Annotated in this window: 12 protein-coding genes and 4 tRNA genes; 13 read left to right on the top strand and 3 right to left on the bottom strand. The window is 64.1% G+C overall.

Going from position 1 to position 17,398, the window contains the following annotated elements; translation table 11 throughout:
• The first annotated feature begins 34 nt into the window (after positions 1 to 34).
• A complete protein-coding gene (gene rpoS, locus AN401_RS15890; protein ID WP_094040408.1) occupies positions 35 to 1,009 on the top strand; it encodes an RNA polymerase sigma factor RpoS in 975 nt (324 codons plus the stop codon).
• Between the two features lie 121 nt (positions 1,010 to 1,130).
• Here rpoS and mutS read toward each other — a convergent pair whose 3' ends face one another.
• A complete protein-coding gene (gene mutS, locus AN401_RS15885; RefSeq protein ID WP_232513336.1) occupies positions 1,131 to 3,707 on the bottom strand; it encodes a DNA mismatch repair protein MutS in 2,577 nt (858 codons plus the stop codon).
• 142 nt (positions 3,708 to 3,849) lie between these two features.
• Here mutS and AN401_RS15880 point away from each other — a divergent pair, with 142 nt between their 5' ends.
• The 12 genes from AN401_RS15880 to AN401_RS15825 all read left to right on the top strand — a co-directional run bounded on the left by AN401_RS15880 (position 3,850) and on the right by AN401_RS15825 (position 13,110).
• Positions 3,850 to 4,335 (top strand): CinA family protein, encoded by a 486-nt coding sequence (locus AN401_RS15880; RefSeq protein ID WP_094040504.1) that lies wholly within the window; start codon positions 3,850 to 3,852, stop codon positions 4,333 to 4,335.
• Between the two features lie 74 nt (positions 4,336 to 4,409).
• Positions 4,410 to 5,480, top strand: a complete 1,071-nt coding sequence (recA, locus tag AN401_RS15875) for a recombinase RecA (protein WP_094040496.1) — start codon at positions 4,410 to 4,412, stop codon at positions 5,478 to 5,480.
• A gap of 46 nt (positions 5,481 to 5,526) precedes the next feature.
• Positions 5,527 to 5,985: a regulatory protein RecX gene (locus AN401_RS15870; RefSeq protein WP_096779893.1), complete on the top strand. Its 459-nt coding sequence runs from the start codon at positions 5,527 to 5,529 to the stop codon at positions 5,983 to 5,985.
• Positions 5,986 to 6,089: 104 nt separating this feature from the next.
• Positions 6,090 to 8,714 (top strand): alanine--tRNA ligase, encoded by a 2,625-nt coding sequence (gene alaS, locus AN401_RS15865; protein WP_094040498.1) that lies wholly within the window; start codon positions 6,090 to 6,092, stop codon positions 8,712 to 8,714.
• Positions 8,715 to 8,893: 179 nt separating this feature from the next.
• Positions 8,894 to 9,085, top strand: coding sequence for a carbon storage regulator CsrA (gene csrA, locus AN401_RS15860; RefSeq protein ID WP_094040499.1), 192 nt, complete (start codon positions 8,894 to 8,896; stop codon positions 9,083 to 9,085).
• Positions 9,086 to 9,219: 134 nt separating this feature from the next.
• Positions 9,220 to 9,312: transfer RNA gene (locus tag AN401_RS15855), tRNA-Ser, on the top strand.
• A gap of 5 nt (positions 9,313 to 9,317) precedes the next feature.
• Positions 9,318 to 9,394, top strand: a tRNA-Arg gene (locus AN401_RS15850).
• 28 nt (positions 9,395 to 9,422) lie between these two features.
• Positions 9,423 to 9,499: transfer RNA gene (locus AN401_RS15845), tRNA-Arg, on the top strand.
• 21 nt (positions 9,500 to 9,520) lie between these two features.
• Positions 9,521 to 9,597, top strand: a tRNA-Arg gene (locus AN401_RS15840).
• Between the two features lie 280 nt (positions 9,598 to 9,877).
• The gene (locus AN401_RS15835; protein ID WP_096780390.1) at positions 9,878 to 10,126 is read left to right on the top strand and encodes an OadG family transporter subunit; all 249 of its coding nucleotides are present in this window, start codon (positions 9,878 to 9,880) and stop codon (positions 10,124 to 10,126) included.
• A 53-nt stretch (positions 10,127 to 10,179) separates the two neighbouring features.
• A complete protein-coding gene (gene oadA, locus AN401_RS15830) occupies positions 10,180 to 11,970 on the top strand; it encodes a sodium-extruding oxaloacetate decarboxylase subunit alpha (RefSeq protein WP_096779892.1) in 1,791 nt (596 codons plus the stop codon).
• A gap of 9 nt (positions 11,971 to 11,979) precedes the next feature.
• Entirely contained in the window at positions 11,980 to 13,110 is a 1,131-nt protein-coding gene (locus tag AN401_RS15825) for a sodium ion-translocating decarboxylase subunit beta (RefSeq protein ID WP_094040123.1), read from the top strand.
• A 49-nt stretch (positions 13,111 to 13,159) separates the two neighbouring features.
• Here the strand turns inward: AN401_RS15825 and AN401_RS15820 are convergent, their stop codons facing one another.
• Together AN401_RS15820 and AN401_RS15815 are read right to left on the bottom strand one after the other, a co-directional pair.
• Positions 13,160 to 16,117 (bottom strand): bifunctional diguanylate cyclase/phosphodiesterase, encoded by a 2,958-nt coding sequence (locus AN401_RS15820; protein WP_096779891.1) that lies wholly within the window; start codon positions 16,115 to 16,117, stop codon positions 13,160 to 13,162.
• Between the two features lie 143 nt (positions 16,118 to 16,260).
• A complete protein-coding gene (locus AN401_RS15815; RefSeq protein WP_096779890.1) occupies positions 16,261 to 17,109 on the bottom strand; it encodes a Tim44 domain-containing protein in 849 nt (282 codons plus the stop codon).
• Positions 17,110 to 17,398 lie beyond the last annotated feature (289 nt).

Genomic DNA, 17,398 nt, shown 5'->3' with positions numbered 1-17,398 from the left:
AGTCAGGTAGTACCCGGATTTAGGGAGAACTGCCATGAGCCATAGCAAAGACATCGTCCGCGACGACGACGTGGATTTTGATGCTGATGTTGAACTGGAGGCGATCGCGGCCGACAGCGATGAGCAGGAAAGTATTCAGGAAGAAGAAATCCTCAGCGCCCCCAGCCAACGCACCCTGGATGTCACCCAGTTGTACCTGGGTGAGATCGGTTTTTCTCCGCTGCTCACCGCGGAGGAAGAGGTCCATTACGCCCGCCGGGCCCTGCGCGGCGATCTCGCCGCCCGCAAGCGGATGATCGAATCCAACCTGCGGCTGGTGGTCAAAATTTCCCGCCGTTACAACAACCGGGGCCTGGCCCTGCTCGACCTGATTGAAGAGGGCAACCTCGGGCTTATCCGGGCGGTGGAGAAGTTCGACCCCGAGCGCGGTTTCCGTTTTTCCACCTACGCCACCTGGTGGATCCGCCAGACCATAGAGCGGGCCATCATGAACCAGACCCGCACCATCCGCCTGCCCATCCACGTGGTCAAGGAACTCAACGTTTACCTGCGCACCGCCCGGGAGCTGGCCCACCGGCTGGACCACGAGCCCACCGCCGAGGAAATCGCCGAGGCCCTCGACAAACCGGTGGAGGACGTGTCCCGCATGCTCAAGCTGAACGAGAAGATCAGTTCGGTGGACACCCCCATCGGGGGGGACGGCGACAAGGCCCTGCTCGATGTGATCACCGACGAACGAGACACGGATCCGGAAACCGAGACCCAGGAAGACGACATGCGCCTGAGCCTGGTGCACTGGCTGGAAGAGCTCAATCCCAAGCAGCGGGAAGTGCTGGCCCGGCGCTTCGGCCTGCTCGGCTACGAAGCCTCGACCCTGGAGGACGTGGGCCGGGAAATCGGCCTGACCCGGGAGCGGGTACGGCAGATCCAGGTGGAGGCCCTGCGCCGGCTGAAGGAAATCCTGACCCAGCAGGGGTTGTCCATCGATACCCTGTTCCATAGCGACTGATAAACCACCAAGGCATGACCTCAAAAAAACGGCGGCAGAAACCTGGTTTCCGCCGCCGTTTCTTTACGCTTTGGACGCCTCACGCCTCACGCCTCACGCCTCACGCCTCACGCCTCACGCCTCACGCCTCACGCCGCGCCTGCTTCAGCTGGTACAGCAGCTCCAGGGCCTGGCGCGGGCTCAGCTCGTCCGGCTGCACGTCGTCGAGCAGTGCCAGGGCCGGATCCGGCTCGGCATCGAACAGCGGCAGCGAGGGCTGGACTTCAGGCTTTTGCCTGCCCTTGGCGGCCGGTGGCTGATGGCCCTGCTCCAGCTCGGCCAGCTTCTGCCTGGCCAGGGTCAGCACCGGCCTGGGCACCCCCGCCAGGGCGGCCACCTGCAAGCCGTAGGAACGGCTGGCGGCGCCCTCCTGTACCGCGTGCATAAAGGCGATGCCGTCCTGGTGCTCGACCGCATCCAGGTGCACGTTGGCGACCCTGGGCCAGAGCCCGGCCAGTTCGGTCAGCTCGAAGTAGTGGGTGGCGAACAGGGTGTAGGCGTGCAGCCGGTTGGCCAGGGCGTCGGCGCAGGCCCAGGCCAGGGCCAGGCCGTCGTAGGTGCTGGTGCCACGGCCGATCTCGTCCATCAGCACCAGGCTGTGGCGGCTAGCGTTGTTGAGGATATTGGCGGTTTCGGTCATTTCCACCATAAAGGTGGAACGGCCCGAGGCCAGGTCGTCGGAAGCGCCGATGCGGGTGAAGATGCGGTCCACCCGGCCGATGCGGGCCTTTTGCGCCGGCACGAAGGAGCCGATGTAAGCCAGCAGCACGATCAGCGCCGTTTGTCGCATATAGGTGGATTTCCCCCCCATGTTCGGCCCCGTTATCACCAGCATCTTGCGGTTCTCCGAGAGGCTGAGGGGATTGGCGATAAAGGGCTCGCTCATCACCTGCTCCACCACCGGATGGCGTCCTTCCTCGATCTCGATGACCTCGTCGTCGGTCAGTTCGGGACGGCAGTAGTCCAGGCTTTCCGCCCGCTCCGCCAGGTTGGCGAACACGTCCAGCCGCGCCAGGGAGCCCGCACTCCGCTGCAGCGGGGCCAGCTGTTCCAGCAGGCGGTCGAGCAGGGCCTCGTAGAGTTTTTTCTCCAGGGCCAGGCCCTTGCTCTGGGCGTTGAGCACCTTGTCCTCGTACTCCTTGAGTTCGGGGATGATGTAGCGCTCGTTGTTCTTCAGGGTCTGGCGGCGCACATAGTGCACCGGCACCTGGTGGGCGCTGGCCCGGCTCACCTCTATGTAGAAGCCGTGCACCCTGTTGTAGGCCACCTTCAGGGTATGGATGCCGGTGGCGGCCTTTTCCCGCGCTTCCAGCTCTTCCAGGTAGCGGTGGGCGCCGGCGGCCAGCTCGCGCAGCTCGTCCAGCTCGGGGCTGAAGCCGTCGCGGATCACCCCGCCGTCGCGGACCACCACCGGCGGGTTGTCGATGATGGCCCGTTCCAGCAGATCCGCCAGCTCCGGAAACTGACCGATGCCTTCGGCCAGGGGATCCAGGCAACCGGGGGAGCATTCCGCCAGCAGCTCCTGCAACTCGGGCAGGGCCTGCAGGGCGGCGCGCAGCCGGCTCAGATCCCGGGGCCGGGCCGAGCGCAGCGCCAGCCGGGCCAGCACCCGCTCCAGGTCGCCCACCTGGCGCAGCAGGGGGCGCAGCCCCTCGTGGCGGCCCTGTTCCATCAGGGTGGCGATCATGTCCTGTCGCGCGGTCAATTCCTGCCGATCCCGGCTGGGCTGGTGGATCCAGCGCTTGAGCAGGCGGCTGCCCATGGGGGTGGCGGTGTTGTCCAGCACCTCCGCCAGGGTGTTGTCCTGGGTGCCGGACAGGTTGAGGGTCAGTTCCAGGTTGCGACGGGTGGCCGCATCCATGATCACCATGTCCTGGCTGCGCTCCAGGCGGATGCCGCTGATGTGGGGCAGGGCGGTGCGCTGGGTGTCCTTGACGTATTGCAGCAGGCAACCGGCGGCACAAAGGGCGGTGGCCGACTGCTCCACCCCGAAACCGACCAGGTCCCGGGTGCCGAACTGCTGGCACAGCAGGTGGCGGGCGGTACCCAGATCGAATTCCCATTCGGGTCGGCGGCGCAGGCCCTTGCGCTGCTCGAGAAGGTGGAACCAGCCGAAGCCTTCCGGATAGAGCAGCTCGGCGGGCTGGGTGCGCTGCAATTCGGCGATCAGGTCTTCTTCCTTGCCGAACTGGTTGACCACGAAGCGGCCGGTGCTGACGTCGATGATGCCGTAGCCGAATTGCTGGCCGTCGTGGTAGACGGCCGCCAGGCAGTTGTCCTGGCGTTCGTTCAGCAGGGCCTCGTCGGACAGGGTGCCGGGGGTGACGATGCGCACCACCTGCCGCTCCACCGGGCCCTTACTGGTGGCCGGATCGCCTATCTGCTCGCAGATGGCCACCGACTCGCCCAGTTGCACCAGCCGGGCCAGGTAGTTTTCCACCGCGTGGTAGGGCACGCCCGCCATGGGGATGGGGGTGCCGGCCGACTGGCCGCGCTTGGTGAGGGAGATGTCCAGCAGCCGGGACGCCTTCTTGGCATCGTCGTAGAACAGCTCATAAAAATCCCCCATGCGGTAGAACAGCAGTATGTCCGGATGCTGGGCTTTGAGGGCGAGATATTGCTGCATCATGGGCGTATGTTGGGTCTTGTCTTGATTCATAAGCTAAATCAATACCTTATATTTTTATGAGAAGTGCTCTGGTGCCAGGAGCGGGCGATAGGCATTGGCGCTGCCGGCCCGGGCCGGCATAATACCAGCATATTGGCGCAAGCACATGACCCGGGGAGGGGCCTTGGACAGCATGACTCTGGCACGGCGGCTGGGCGAGGCCCTGTTGCACCACAAGCTGATGATGGCGACCGCCGAGTCCTGTACCGGGGGCGGTATCGCCTGTGCCGTTACCGACATCGCCGGCAGCTCGTCCTGGTTCGACCGGGGGTTCGTCACCTATTCCAACGCCGCCAAGAGCGAGATGCTGGGGGTGGCGCCGACGCTGATCGAACACCACGGGGCCGTGAGCGAAGAAGTAGTGACGGCCATGGCCAGGGGCGCCTGCGCCCGTTCCGGCGCCGATCTGGCGGTGGCGGTCAGCGGCGTGGCCGGCCCCGGTGGCGGCACGCCGGACAAGCCGGTGGGCACCGTCTGGCTGGCCTGCTACCTGGCGCCGGCCGAGCGCCTGCATTGCCGTCTGCTCCGGCTGGATGGCGATCGCCTCGCCGTGCGCCGGCAGACGGTGCTCGCCGCCCTGGAAGACTGCCTGGCACTGCTGGCGGCATACCGCACTTGATACTGTACGAATAACCAGTATACTCTTTCTTATCATTTCGACGACGAATCAGCATTCATTCAGGGGAGCTCCTCATGGATCAGAACAAAGAAAAAGCCTTGGCCGCCGCCCTGGGCCAGATTGAAAAGCAGTTTGGCAAAGGCTCCATCATGCGGCTGGGCGACAACAAGGCGTTGAACGTCGAAGCCATCTCCACCGGCTCCCTGTCCCTGGACATCGCCCTGGGCATCGGTGGCCTGCCCACCGGCCGTATCGTCGAGATCTACGGTCCCGAGTCCTCCGGCAAGACCACCCTCACCCTGCAGGTGATCGCCGAGGCCCAGCGGATGGGCAAGGTCTGCGCCTTCGTCGACGCCGAACATGCGCTGGATCCGGTCTATGCCGGCAAGCTGGGCGTAAACGTGGACGATCTGCTGGTGTCCCAGCCGGATACCGGTGAGCAGGCCCTGGAGATCTGCGACATGCTGGTCCGCTCCGGTGCCGTCGATGTCATCATCGTCGACTCGGTGGCGGCGCTGACGCCCCGCGCCGAGATCGAGGGCGAGATGGGCGATTCCCACGTGGGCCTGCAGGCGCGACTGATGTCCCAGGCCCTGCGCAAGCTCACCGCCAATATCAAGAACGCCAACTGCCTGTGCATCTTCATCAACCAGATCCGCATGAAGATAGGCGTGATGTTCGGCAGCCCCGAAACCACCACCGGCGGTAACGCCCTCAAGTTCTATGCCTCGGTGCGCCTCGATATCCGCCGCATCGGCGCGATCAAGGAAGGCGACGAGGTGGTCGGCAACGAGACCCGGGTCAAGGTGGTCAAGAACAAGGTGGCGCCACCGTTCAAGCAGGCCGAATTCCAGATCATGTACGGCGCCGGTATTTCCAAGGAAGGAGAGCTGATCGAGCTGGGCGTCAAGCACAAGCTGATCGAGAAATCCGGTGCCTGGTACAGTTACAAGGGCGACAAGATAGGCCAGGGCAAGGCCAATTCCATCAAGTTCCTGCTGGAAAACAAGTCGGTTTCCGATGAAATCGAGCAGCAGCTGCGCCAGCTGCTGCTGACCCCGGCGGCCCGGGAGGAAAACGGCGAGCGCGACTTTGAAACGGTGGCCGAGCTGGATGGGCCGGACGGCAGCAGCGGTGATTTCTGAGCATCAGGCCGGGATAGTCCCGGCCTTTGTGTTTTAGTGGTGCAACATGGAACAGAACCTGACCCCGCAACAGCTATGGGATTGCGCCCTGCGGCTCCTGTCCCGCCGGGATCACGGCCGGCGGGAGCTGGCCCGGAAGCTGCGCCAGCGCGGCTTTGAGCCAGCGCTGATAGAACAGGCCCTGGAGCGGCTGGAGCAGCAGCACTGGCTGGAGGAAGAGCGTTTCGTGGCGGTACAGGTGCGCCAGCATGTCCTGAAGAAACACGGTCCCCTGCGTATCCGCGCCGAGCTGCAGCGCAAGGGCATCGCCTCGGCCGATATCGAACGGGCCCTGGAGGAAGCCGCCGCCGACTGGTTCGCCCTGGCCGAGCACTGCTATCGCGCCAGGTTCACCCCGGCCGGCCGGCTGGACGTCAAGGAAAGGGCCAGGCGCATGCGTTACCTGCAGGCGAGGGGATTCGGCCCCGAACATATCCGCCACGCCCTGGAATCCGACCCGGAATAACGCTTTCTCCGCCACCGCCGCAAGGCGCGTTTTACATTGGCCCGGATACCTTTTAAATTATCCGGGTCAACGCCTATGAACCCCAGCAATAAACAGGATTATCCATGCAGATGACCACATCCGAGTTACGCACCGCGTTTCTCGAGTATTTCCGCCAGCAGGGCCACCAGGTGGTGGCATCCAGCTCGCTGGTGCCCCACAATGATCCCACCCTGCTGTTCACCAACGCGGGCATGAACCAGTTCAAGGACCTGTTCCTGGGGCTCGAGCAGCGCGCCTACAACAGGGCGGTGAGTTCCCAGCGTTGCGTGCGGGCCGGTGGCAAGCACAACGACCTGGAAAACGTGGGCTATACCGCGCGTCACCACACCTTCTTCGAGATGCTGGGCAACTTCAGTTTCGGCGACTATTTCAAGCAGGACGCCATCCGCTTCGCCTGGGAATTCCTGACCGAGGTGGTCAAGCTGCCCAAGGACAAGCTCTGGGTCACCGTCTACGCCACCGACGACGAAGCTTTCGATATCTGGGCCAAGGAAATCGGCGTGCCCGTCGAACGCATCGTCCGCATCGGCGACAACAAGGGAGCCAAGTATGCTTCCGACAACTTCTGGACCATGGGGGACACCGGTCCCTGCGGTCCCTGCACCGAGATCTTCTACGATCACGGCCCCGAGATCTGGGGCGGCCCTCCCGGCAGCCCGGAAGAGGACGGCGACCGCTACATCGAGATCTGGAACCTGGTGTTCATGCAGTTCAACCGCCATGCGGACGGCACCATGGAGCCGCTGCCCAAGCCGTCGGTGGATACCGGCATGGGTCTGGAGCGGATTGCCACCATACTGCAGGGGGTGCACTCCAACTACGAGATCGACCTGTTCCAGGCCTTGATCAAGGCGGCCGCCAAGGCGGTGGGCACCCAGGATCTGGACAACAAATCCCTGCGGGTGATCGCCGATCATATCCGCTCCTGCTCCTTCCTGATCGCCGACGGCGTCATGCCGTCCAACGAAGGCCGGGGCTATGTGCTGCGCCGCATCATCCGCCGCGCCGTGCGCCACGGCCGCAAGCTGGGTGCCGAGCAGGCGTTTTTCTATACCCTGGTGGGGGCCCTGTGCGAGCAGATGTCCGACGCCTATCCGGAGCTGAACAGCCAGCGGGCCATCATCGAGAAGGTGTTACGCCTGGAAGAAGAGCAGTTCGCCCGTACCCTGGATCGGGGCCTGCAACTGCTGGAGGAGGCCCTCGACACCCTGGGCGACGGCAAGGTGCTGCCGGGTGAGGTGGTGTTCAAGCTGTACGACACCTACGGATTCCCCGCGGACCTGACCGCCGACGTGCTGCGGGACAGGGACATCAGCATCGACGAAGCCGGTTTCGAAACCCTGATGCAGCAGCAGCGGGAGCGGGCCAAGGAGGCCTCCAACTTCGGGGTGGACTACTCCAGGGTGATCAAGGTGGACGGCCAGACCGACTTTACCGGTTACCAGCACCTGGCCGAGCCGGCCAAGGTGACCGCCCTGTTCAAGGACGGCGAGCCGGTACCGGCCCTGATCGCCGGTGAGGAGGCCGCCGTGGTGCTGGACAAGACCCCCTTCTACGCCGAATCCGGCGGCCAGGTGGGGGATACCGGCGTCATCAAGATGGACGACGGCCTGTTCGTGGTCAAGGATACCCAAAAAGCCGGCAACGGCATACTGCACCTGGGCTACCTGGAGCTGGGCACCCTGGAAGTGGACGAAGCGGTGACCGCCGCCGTCGACAGCCAGCGTCGTCAGGCCACGGCGCTCAACCACTCGGTGACCCACCTGCTGCATGCCTGCCTGCGCAGGCTGCTGGGCGATCACGTCATCCAGAAAGGCTCCCTGGTGGGCCCGGATCGGCTGCGCTTCGACTTCTCCCACCTGGAGGCGATGAGCGCCCAGGAAATCCGGGAAGTCGAGGACATGGTCAACAGGGAAATCCGTGCCAACCACGCGGTATCCACCGAGCTGATGGATCTGGACGCCGCCAAGGAGGCTGGCGCCATGGCCCTGTTCGGCGAGAAATACGACGACGAGGTGCGGGTGGTGACCATGGGCGGGGTGTCCACCGAACTGTGCGGTGGTACCCATGTGCGGCGCACCGGCGATATCGGCCTGTTCAAGATCCTGTCCGAAAGCGGCATCGCCGCCGGTGTCCGTCGTATCGAGGCGGTGACCGGCGAGGCCGCCCAGGCCTACCTGCACCAGCTGGATCACGAACTGTCCCAGGCCGCCGGCCTGGTCAAGGGCGACCTGTTCTCGGTGTCGGCCAAGGTCCGCCAGGTGCTGGATCGCAGCCGGCAGCTCGAGAAGGAAATCGAACAGCTCAAGGCCAGGCTCACCGCCCATGCCGGCGCCTCCCTGCTGGAGCAGGTGATCGAGGTGAACGGCACCAAGGTGCTGGTGGCCAACCTGGAGGGCGTGGATGCCAAGTCCCTGCGCGGCTCCCTGGACGACCTCAAGGCCAAGCTGCAGTCCGGCGTGGTGGTGCTGGCTACCGTGGCCGACGGCAAGGTCAGCCTGATCGCCGGGGTGACCAAGGATCTGACCGGCAAGGTCAAGGCCGGCGAACTGGTCAATCTGGTGGCCCAGCAGGTGGGCGGCAAGGGCGGCGGCCGTCCCGACATGGCCCAGGCCGGCGGCACCGAGCCGGCGCAGCTGCCGGCGGCGCTGGCCTCGGTGACGCCCTGGTTGACAGAGCGGCTATAATTTTTATTCAGCAGAGATGCCCTGACTGAACGAAAAAGAGGCCTGTCTATGACAGGCCTCTTGATTTGGTAGCGGGGACACCCCATCTGTATGAAGGGGAAAGGCTAGGTTTTTTAGAGCCTTTATTGGATAATAAATAACATTTTTAACTATTACAGCGGATAGACAGGAGCAGCCAGATGCTGATTTTGACTCGTAGAGTAGGGGAAACCCTGATGATTGGTGACGAAGTCACCGTGACCGTGCTGGGCGTGAAAGGCAACCAGGTGCGTATCGGCGTCAACGCGCCGAAGGAAGTGTCCGTGCACCGTGAAGAGATTTACATGCGCATACAGGCCGAGAAAGGGACCGGCCAGGACAGCCAGTACTAAGGCTTCCGGGGCGTTTTTTGTTCGTATCGCCTGCTTTTAACTCATTGTGTTTAAAGAGTGTTCGAACAAAAATATGGGCGGGAAAAAGTGTTTGACTTATTTTGGCTGCACAGTAATATACGCCCCGCAAACACGGTGAGGTGGCCGAGAGGCTGAAGGCGCTCCCCTGCTAAGGGAGTATGCGGCTTATACCCGCATCGAGGGTTCGAATCCCTCCTTCACCGCCATCTACGCATCCGTAGCTCAGCTGGATAGAGTACTCGGCTACGAACCGAGCGGTCGGAGGTTCGAATCCTCCCGGATGCGCCATTTTTACAGCAAGTCAGTTTTTAGATAAGCATCCGTAGCTCAGCTGGATAGAGTACTCGGCTACGAACCGAGCGGTCGGAGGTTCGAATCCTCCCGGATGCGCCATCTAAAGCAAAGAATCAATCTGCATCCGTAGCTCAGCTGGATAGAGTACTCGGCTACGAACCGAGCGGTCGGAGGTTCGAATCCTCCCGGATGCGCCATCTTAAAAAAACCGGCTTCAGGCCGGTTTTTTTGTGTCTCCCATTTCCCCCTGTCTTGTATCCATAACGTGGTCATCGTGTTGTGTTTTTGTGTACAAATCACATAAAAAAGACCATTCATGAATATTTATTCTTAATTTTTGGCTTTAAATGTGCAAAAGGTGGCTTGACTCACACTTTTTTTGTAATATTTACAACATTTTTCAAGATGTAACATTGCCAAGGCATCCTCAAGCTGGGTATGCTCTTGGCCGGATAGTAAACAGCAAGGAGCATGCTGATGGATAATGTCTCTTCCCAACTGCTTGATGCCGCCAGCCTGATGGGCCTGGGGATGGCGTTCGTGTTCGCCTTTCTCTCGCTCACCATAGTGGCGGTTAAGCTCTTGTCGCTGGTGGCGGCCGAACCGGCCCCCAGGTCGGCCGCCGCTGCCGCCATGCCGGCCACCCCATCCCAGGGCCTGAGCCCGCAGAAACTGGCGGCGATCAGTGCCGCCATCAAGCAATACAAAAACAATAAGAAAGGCTGAGCCCTGCTCAGACATGGACTAACTGGAAACGGAACTTAACGGAGCTTCGTCATATGACCAAACCTCTTGCCATCACCGACGTGGTGCTGCGTGATGCCCACCAATCCATCCTGGCCACCCGCCTGCGCCTGGAAGACATGCTGCCGATCGCCGAGAAGCTGGACGACATCGGCTACTGGTCCCTGGAAACCTGGGGCGGCGCCACCTTCGACGCCTGTATCCGCTACCTGGGTGAGGATCCCTGGGAGCGCCTGCGCGCCCTGAAAAAGGCCATGCCCAAGACCAAACAGCAGATGCTGCTGCGTGGCCAGAACCTGCTGGGCTATCGCCACTATGCCGACGACTTGGTGTACAAGTTCGTCGAGCGTGCCCGTACCAACGGCATGGACGTGTTCCGCATCTTCGATGCCATGAACGACGTGCGCAACCTGGAAACCGCCATCAAGGCCACCATCGCCGTTGACGGCCACGCCCAGGGCACCATCTCCTACACCACGTCACCGGTGCACACCCTGGACATGTGGGTCGAGATGGCGAAGAAGCTGGAAGACATGGGCTGCCACTCCATCTGCATCAAGGACATGTCCGGCCTGCTCAAGCCCTATGAGGCCGAGAAACTGATCAAGAGCATCAAGGCGGCGGTCAAGCTGCCCCTGGCGCTGCACTGCCACGCCACCACCGGCCTGAGCCTGCCCACCCATATGAAGGCCATCGACGCCGGCATCGACATGCTGGATGCCGCCATCTCCTCCATGAGCATGACCTACGGCCATTCGCCCACCGAGACCCTGGTGGCCATGGTGGAAGGCACCGAGCGGGATACCGGCCTGGATCTGGTCAAGCTGGAAGAGATCGCCGCCTATTTCCGCGAAGTCCGCAAGAAGTACGCCAGGTTCGAAGGCAGCCTCAAGGGCGTGGACTCCCGCATCCTGCTGGCCCAGGTGCCCGGCGGCATGCTCACCAACATGGAGAGCCAGCTCAAGGAGCAGGGCGCGGCCGACAAGATGGACGAAGTGCTGAAGGAAATCCCGCGGGTGCGGGAAGACCTGGGCTTTATCCCCCTGGTGACGCCCACTTCCCAGATCGTGGGTACCCAGGCGGTGATCAACGTGCTCACCGGCGAGCGCTACAAGAGCATCACCAAGGAAACCGCCGGCGTGCTCAAGGGCGAATACGGCGCCGCCCCGGCGCCGGTCAACGCCGAGCTGCAGAAACGGGTGCTGGATGGCGCCGAGCCCATCACCTGCCGCCCGGCGGATCTGCTGAGCGACGAGCTGGACAAGCTGACCGGCGAGTTTACCGAGGTGGCCAAGGCCGAAGGTCTGCGTCTGGCCACCGAGGTGGTGGACGATGTGCTCACCTACGCCCTGTTCCCGCAGATCGGCCTCAAGTTTATCCGTAACCGCGACAATCCCGCCGCCTTCGAACCGGCCCCGGGCAGCGAGCCCGAGCCGGCCGCCGCCCCGTCCGCCGCCAAGGCCGCCAGTGGCGCGCCCGAAGTCTATGCGGTCAAGGTCGACGGTCAGGTGTTCGAGGTGGAAGTGGGCCCGGCGGGCAGCATCAGCGCCGTGCGTGAAAGCGGCGCGGCAGCGCCCGTTGCGGCAGCGGCCCCCGTCGCAGCGGCGGGCAGCGGTGAGCCGGTACCCGCCCCCCTGGCCGGCAATATCTTCAAGGTGGTGGCCAAGAAGGGCGCCCAGGTGGCCGAAGGCGAATTGCTGATGATCATGGAAGCCATGAAGATGGAAACCGAGGTGCGTGCCGCCCGGGCCGGTCAGATCGTGGATGTGCTGGTCAAGGAAGGGGACTCGGTGTCTGTCGGCGATCCCCTGGTCAGCCTGGCTTAAGGAGCGGACATGGAGTCTTTACTGACACTGTGGCAGGAAACCGGCCTGGCCAACTTCCACTGGAAACAGCTGGTGATGATAGCGGTCTGTCTGGGCCTTATCTATCTCGCCATCGCCAGGGGCTTCGAGCCCCTGCTGTTGCTGCCCATCGGCTTCGGCGGCGTGCTGGCCAACATCCCCAACGCGGGAATGGCCGAGCCGGGCGGCCTGCTGTACTACGTGTACGAGGTGGGCATCGGCAGCGGCATCTTCCCCCTGCTGATCTTCATGGGGGTGGGGGCCATGACCGACTTCGGCGCCCTGATCGCCAACCCCAAGACCCTGTTGCTGGGGGCGGCGGCCCAGTTCGGCATCTTCGCCACCCTGTTCGGCGCCATCGCCCTGAACTTCCTGCCCGGGTTCAACTTCACCCTGGCGGATGCCTCGGCCATCGCCATCATCGGGGGGGCGGACGGCCCGACCGCCATCTTCCTGGCGTCCAAACTGGCGCCGGATCTGCTGGGGGCCATCGCGGTGGCGGCTTACTCCTATATGGCGCTGGTGCCCATTATCCAGCCGCCGATCATGAAGCTGCTCACCACCAAGGAAGAGCGGGCGATCAAGATGGATCAGCTGCGCCACGTCAGCAAGCGGGAGAAGGTATTTTTCCCGTTGATGGTGCTGGCCCTGACCATCCTCTTCCTGCCGTCGGCGGCGCCGCTGATCGGGATGTTCTGCCTGGGCAACCTGATGAAGGAATCCGGGGTGGTGGATCGCTTGTCCAAGACCGCCCAGAACGAGCTGATCAACATCGTCACCATCTTCCTCGGGCTGGCGGTAGGCTCCAAGCTGTCGGCGGACAAGTTCCTGACCCTGGACACCCTGGGCATACTGGCGCTGGGCGCCGTGGCCTTTGGCATCGGCACCGCCGGCGGCGTGCTGATGGCCAAGCTGATGTGCAAGCTCTCCGGCGGCAAGGTCAACCCGCTGATCGGGGCGGCCGGGGTGTCGGCGGTGCCCATGGCGGCCCGGGTGGTCAACAAGGTCGGCCTGGAGGCCAATAACCAGAACTTCCTGCTGATGCACGCCATGGGGCCCAACGTGGCCGGCGTGCTGGGCTCGGCGGTGGCGGCCGGCGTGCTGCTGGCCCTGGTTGGCTGAGCCGACCGCTTATCCGGAATAGACAAGGCGCCTGCGGGCGCCTTTTGCATTATGGGCCTGGCGACGGGGCCGGCTGCCGGCGGTAGGGCCGGGGGCGGTATTGTTGCAGCCAGTGCTCGAACGCCCCGGCGGCCATGGGACGGGCGATGCCGAAGCCCTGGCCCCGGGCGCAGCCCAGGGCGAGCAGCATGTCGCCGTGCGCCACCGACTCCACGCCTTCCGCCACCACCTCGCGTTCGAAGGCCCGCGCCAGGCCGATGATGGCCTGCACTATGGCCCTGTCCTCGGGGTTGTCCAGCATGTCGATGACGAAGCTCTTGTCTATCTTCAGCACATCGGCCGGCAACTGCTTCAGGTAGGTGAGGGAGGAATAGCCGGTACCGAAGTCGTCCAGGGCGATGCGCAGCCCCAGCCGATGGCAGCGGTGGATGATGGCGGTGATCTGCTCCAGGTTGCTGATCGCCGCGGTTTCGAGAATTTCCAGCTCCAGCCGGGCCGCCACCGTTCCGCTGTCGCCCTCCAGCAGCCGCTCCAGGTAAGGCACGAAATCGGGATCCTGCAACTGGCAGGGGGAGATATTGACGCTGAGGCGGAAGTCGGCGCCCTGCCGTTGCCAGCGGCGGAGCTGGCCGACGGCTTCCGCCAGTACCCAGTTACCCAGCTGGATGTCGAGCGGGGTATTCTCAATCTGGGGCAGGAATTGCGGCGGGGTAAGCAGCCGGCCGTCCGGCTGCTGCCAGCGCAGCAAGGCTTCGGCCCCGATCACATGGCCGCTGTGCAGCTCGATTTTGGGCTGGTAGTGCAGCAGGAAGCGGCCTTCGGCCAGGGATTGCGCCACCTCTTGCTGCCGCTGCCGGCGCAGCCGGTCCTGGCGCTCGAGTTCGCCGTCGAAGCGACAATAGCGGTTGCGGCCGGCCTGCTTGGCCCGGTACATGGCCTGATCGGCCTGGCGGATCAGGCCGTCGGCATCCTCGCCGTCTTCCGGATACAGCACGACGCCGATGCTGGCGGACAACTGGGCCCGCTGCTCCGCCAGCGGGAAGGGGTCGCAGAGCAGTTGCAGCACCCGTTCGATGGCCGGCTGCCAGCCCCGGCACTCGTCCAGCTCGAGCAGCAGGATGAACTCGTCGCCGCCGAGCCGTGCCAGGCTGTCCCTGCCGAACAGTTGCTGTTTGAGCCGTTCGGCCACCATCACCAGCAGGCGATCGCCGGCGGCGTGGCCGAACCTGTCATTGATCGGTTTGAAGCCGTCCAGATCCAGGTAGCAGATGGCCAGCCATCGATGGCGCCGGCGCACGTCGGCCATGGCCTGGTCCATGAGCAGGCGCAACCGGGTACGATTGGGCAGGCCGGTCAGGCTGTCGTAGTGGGCCAGGTGCTCCAGTGCCTGCTGCTGCTCCCGCAACTGGGTCACGTCGGAAGAGATGGCGACATAATGGCTGGCGGTGCCGGCGGCCGACAGCACGGCGGAGACGGTGACCTGCTCGGTATAGCGGCTGCCGTCCCTGCGCCTGTTGTCGATTTCGCCTCGCCAGTAGCCGTTCCTCTTCAGCTGCGGCCAGAGAGCCGTATAAAGACTCTCCGCCGCCGGTTGCAGGCTGTCGGGGTGGCGGCCCAGCACTTCCTGCCTGGGATAGCCGGTCAGGCGGGTGAAAGCGTCGTTGGTGTCCAGGATGCGAAAATCGGCATCGGTGATCATGATGGCCTCCCGGGCATGGGCGAAGACGCTGGCAGAGAGCCGCAGGCGTTCTTCGTCCTGCTTGCGGGGGGTGATGTCGGCCAGCATGCCGGCCATGCGGGTCGGCTGCTGCCGGTTGTCCCGGTTGAACAGGCTGCCCTTGGCCATGATCCAGCGCCATTGCCGGAGCGGGCGGCGCAGGCGGAACTCGCAGTAGAAGGTGGGCTGGCCGGCGTCCAGGTGCTGCTCCAGGGCGCTCGTCAGCCGGCGCCGGTCATCCGGATGGACCAGCTGGTACAACTGGCCCAGGCTGAGGATCCGGCGCCGCTCCTGCCAGGGCAGGCGCAGCTGCAGGCGATCCTGCAGCAGATCCCACTCCCAGGTACCCTGATCGGCGCCGCTGACCGCCAGCTCCAGGTGCTGTCGGCTGGTGGTCAGCTCGTTGAGCAGCACGGTGATCACCATGGTGATCACCGACAGGGTTGCCATGTAGCTCCACAACATCAGCAGGTTCTGGTGGGGGCTGCCCAGGCTGAAGCCACCCAGGCCATCCAGGGTGCCGATGGCGGCGATGACCGAGACCAGGAGGGCCGCCAGGGAGGCGGGGCCCAGGCCGGCGCGAATGGCGATCCAGCTGAGCAGCAGGAAAGGGAGGAACAGCAGGGGGGAGGCGGTCAGGGGCAGGGCTATCCGGCGCTCGGAAAAGAACAGCAGGAAGGCCAGGGCCAGCAGCAGGGACAGCAGGACGCCGGTTTCCAGCAGGCGCCAGCCTTTCAGGGCCGGCAGGTCGCGGCGCCAGGAGAAGGTGAGCAGGGGCACGGCGACGATCAGGGTGCCGATGGCATCGCCCAGCCACCAGTACAGCCAGCCATTGAGCCAGCGCTCGGCGGGGAGCTTGCCGGCCAGCCAGAGATGGCCGGCCCCGTTCAGGGCGGTCAGCGAGCTGGTCGCCACCACGGCGATCGCCAGGAAGGCCAGCAGATCCTGGCGCCGGTCCAGGCGGCAGTGCATCCCGCAGCGGTGCAGCAGCCGGCTCCCCAGCCAGGGGAAGAAGGTGTTGCCGCAGGCGATGCCAACGGCCATGGGGGCGGACAGATCGGCCAGGAAGTTGACGGCGAAGGCGCCCAGCCAGAGCCCGGGGCACAGCCGTGGCCCCCAGCGCAACAGCGCGGCGAAGGCCAGCCCCGCCGGCGCCCAGATCAGGCTGATGTGGGTGCCGGCAAAGGGGTGGCTGAGGCACAGGAAGCCGAGGCCGGCATAGCCGCCGGCCAGCAGCAGGTTCTGAACGGCCGCCTGGCCGGTGGTGAGCGAAGAGCAGGATGCAGTCACGGAATAGCCACAACATGATGTTTACAGTCTGGCTACACAGTAATTTATTTTCACATAAAGATAAATGGCGATTTATTCGACGCCGACAGCATGGATCGAAAAGGGCCGCTTTTGGCGGCCCTTCGGGGGTGTTATCTGGTCACTCAGTCCTGGTCTTCCAGGCCCACGACCAGCCAGGGGGCGTTGGCCTGGGTGAGATCGCGCTCCAGGTGCCAGATTTCCTTGATGTCCTGCTCCACGCCTTCGTGGCTGTCCCGGTAGCGGCCGCTGAACTTGATGCTGACCTGGGCCTGGTAGGAGGTGTGGTCGGCGCGCACCAGCTCGGCGTCCACGAACATCACCTCGGTGTGCTGGTCGCCATCGAGCCTGGCGCGTTGCTGGCTCAGCTCGGCGAACAGCTCGGGGGAGACGTATTCGCGGATCTTCTCCAGATCGTTCTGGTTCCAGGCCTGTTGCAGGGTGCGGTAGTGCTCGCGGGCACCCTGCAGGAAGGCCTGCATGTCGAAGCCGGGAGGCAGGCTGAAGGGCACCTCGCTGGCGGCAAAACCGGAAGTGGCACCGGCGACGGGGGCCGGCTGTGGCGCCTCGAACCGCTGGGGACCGTTATAGGCCGGCTGGCGCGGCTGGGCCTTGCTGCCGCGCAGGGCACGGAACAGCATGACGGCGCCGAAGGCCAGGCCCGCGATCAGCAGGAAATCCATAAACTGGAAGCCTTCGAAGGCGCCGGAGCCGAGCAGCCAGGCGAACAGGCCGCCGGCCAGCAGGCCGCCGAGCAGGCCGCCCATCAGGCCGGATTTCTTGGGTTGTTGCTGCTGGCTCTGGTTGGTATTGGTGCGGTTGACGTTCTGCTGGGCCGGCTGGCTGGGGGCCGTCTGGTAGGACTTGCCGACGGAACGACTGCCGCCGCCGAGCTTGCGGGCTTCGGCGTCGAAGGCGGTGGCGGTAAGGCCGACCGCGAAGATCAGGGTAAACAGGGTAAGAAGTTTACGCATACAGGGTTTCCTTGGGTTACAGACAAGCAACATCCTAAAGCAGGGACATGTTATGTCAACTGGTGATTATGGCAGCAGACCGGCCTGGTCGGGCGGCACGCCGTGATATCCCCTGCCGCAGGGGGTACCACGGCCATCGAGCGCCTTGCCGCTTGCTTTCATGTCCGGCCCGATCACGGGTTCGCCCGAGACCGGCTTGGGGCGGGCTGGCCGCGGCTCGGTGCCAAGGGGCTTTCGGAGCCCGCCGAAAATCCCGATAATGGCCTTTTGGCAAACCGAGAGTACACCG

It is taken from the genome of Zobellella denitrificans (genome assembly GCF_002407485.1).
In the GTDB taxonomy this organism is placed as follows: domain Bacteria; phylum Pseudomonadota; class Gammaproteobacteria; order Enterobacterales; family Aeromonadaceae; genus Oceanimonas; species Oceanimonas denitrificans.
This window is presented reverse-complemented; position numbering and strand designations above follow the sequence as displayed.

Excerpts from the sequence above, each read along its gene's own strand:
- rpoS (WP_094040408.1), top strand. The coding sequence starts at position 35 with ATGAGCCATAGCAAAGACATCGTCCGCGACGACGACGTGGATTTTGAT.
- mutS (WP_232513336.1), bottom strand. The coding sequence starts at position 3,707 with ATGAATCAAGACAAGACCCAACATACGCCCATGATGCAGCAATATCTC.
- AN401_RS15880 (WP_094040504.1), top strand. The coding sequence starts at position 3,850 with ATGACTCTGGCACGGCGGCTGGGCGAGGCCCTGTTGCACCACAAGCTG.
- recA (WP_094040496.1), top strand. The coding sequence starts at position 4,410 with ATGGATCAGAACAAAGAAAAAGCCTTGGCCGCCGCCCTGGGCCAGATT.
- AN401_RS15870 (WP_096779893.1), top strand. The coding sequence starts at position 5,527 with ATGGAACAGAACCTGACCCCGCAACAGCTATGGGATTGCGCCCTGCGG.
- alaS (WP_094040498.1), top strand. The coding sequence starts at position 6,090 with ATGCAGATGACCACATCCGAGTTACGCACCGCGTTTCTCGAGTATTTC.
- csrA (WP_094040499.1), top strand. The coding sequence starts at position 8,894 with ATGCTGATTTTGACTCGTAGAGTAGGGGAAACCCTGATGATTGGTGAC.
- AN401_RS15835 (WP_096780390.1), top strand. The coding sequence starts at position 9,878 with ATGGATAATGTCTCTTCCCAACTGCTTGATGCCGCCAGCCTGATGGGC.
- oadA (WP_096779892.1), top strand. The coding sequence starts at position 10,180 with ATGACCAAACCTCTTGCCATCACCGACGTGGTGCTGCGTGATGCCCAC.
- AN401_RS15825 (WP_094040123.1), top strand. The coding sequence starts at position 11,980 with ATGGAGTCTTTACTGACACTGTGGCAGGAAACCGGCCTGGCCAACTTC.
- AN401_RS15815 (WP_096779890.1), bottom strand. The coding sequence starts at position 17,109 with ATGCGTAAACTTCTTACCCTGTTTACCCTGATCTTCGCGGTCGGCCTT.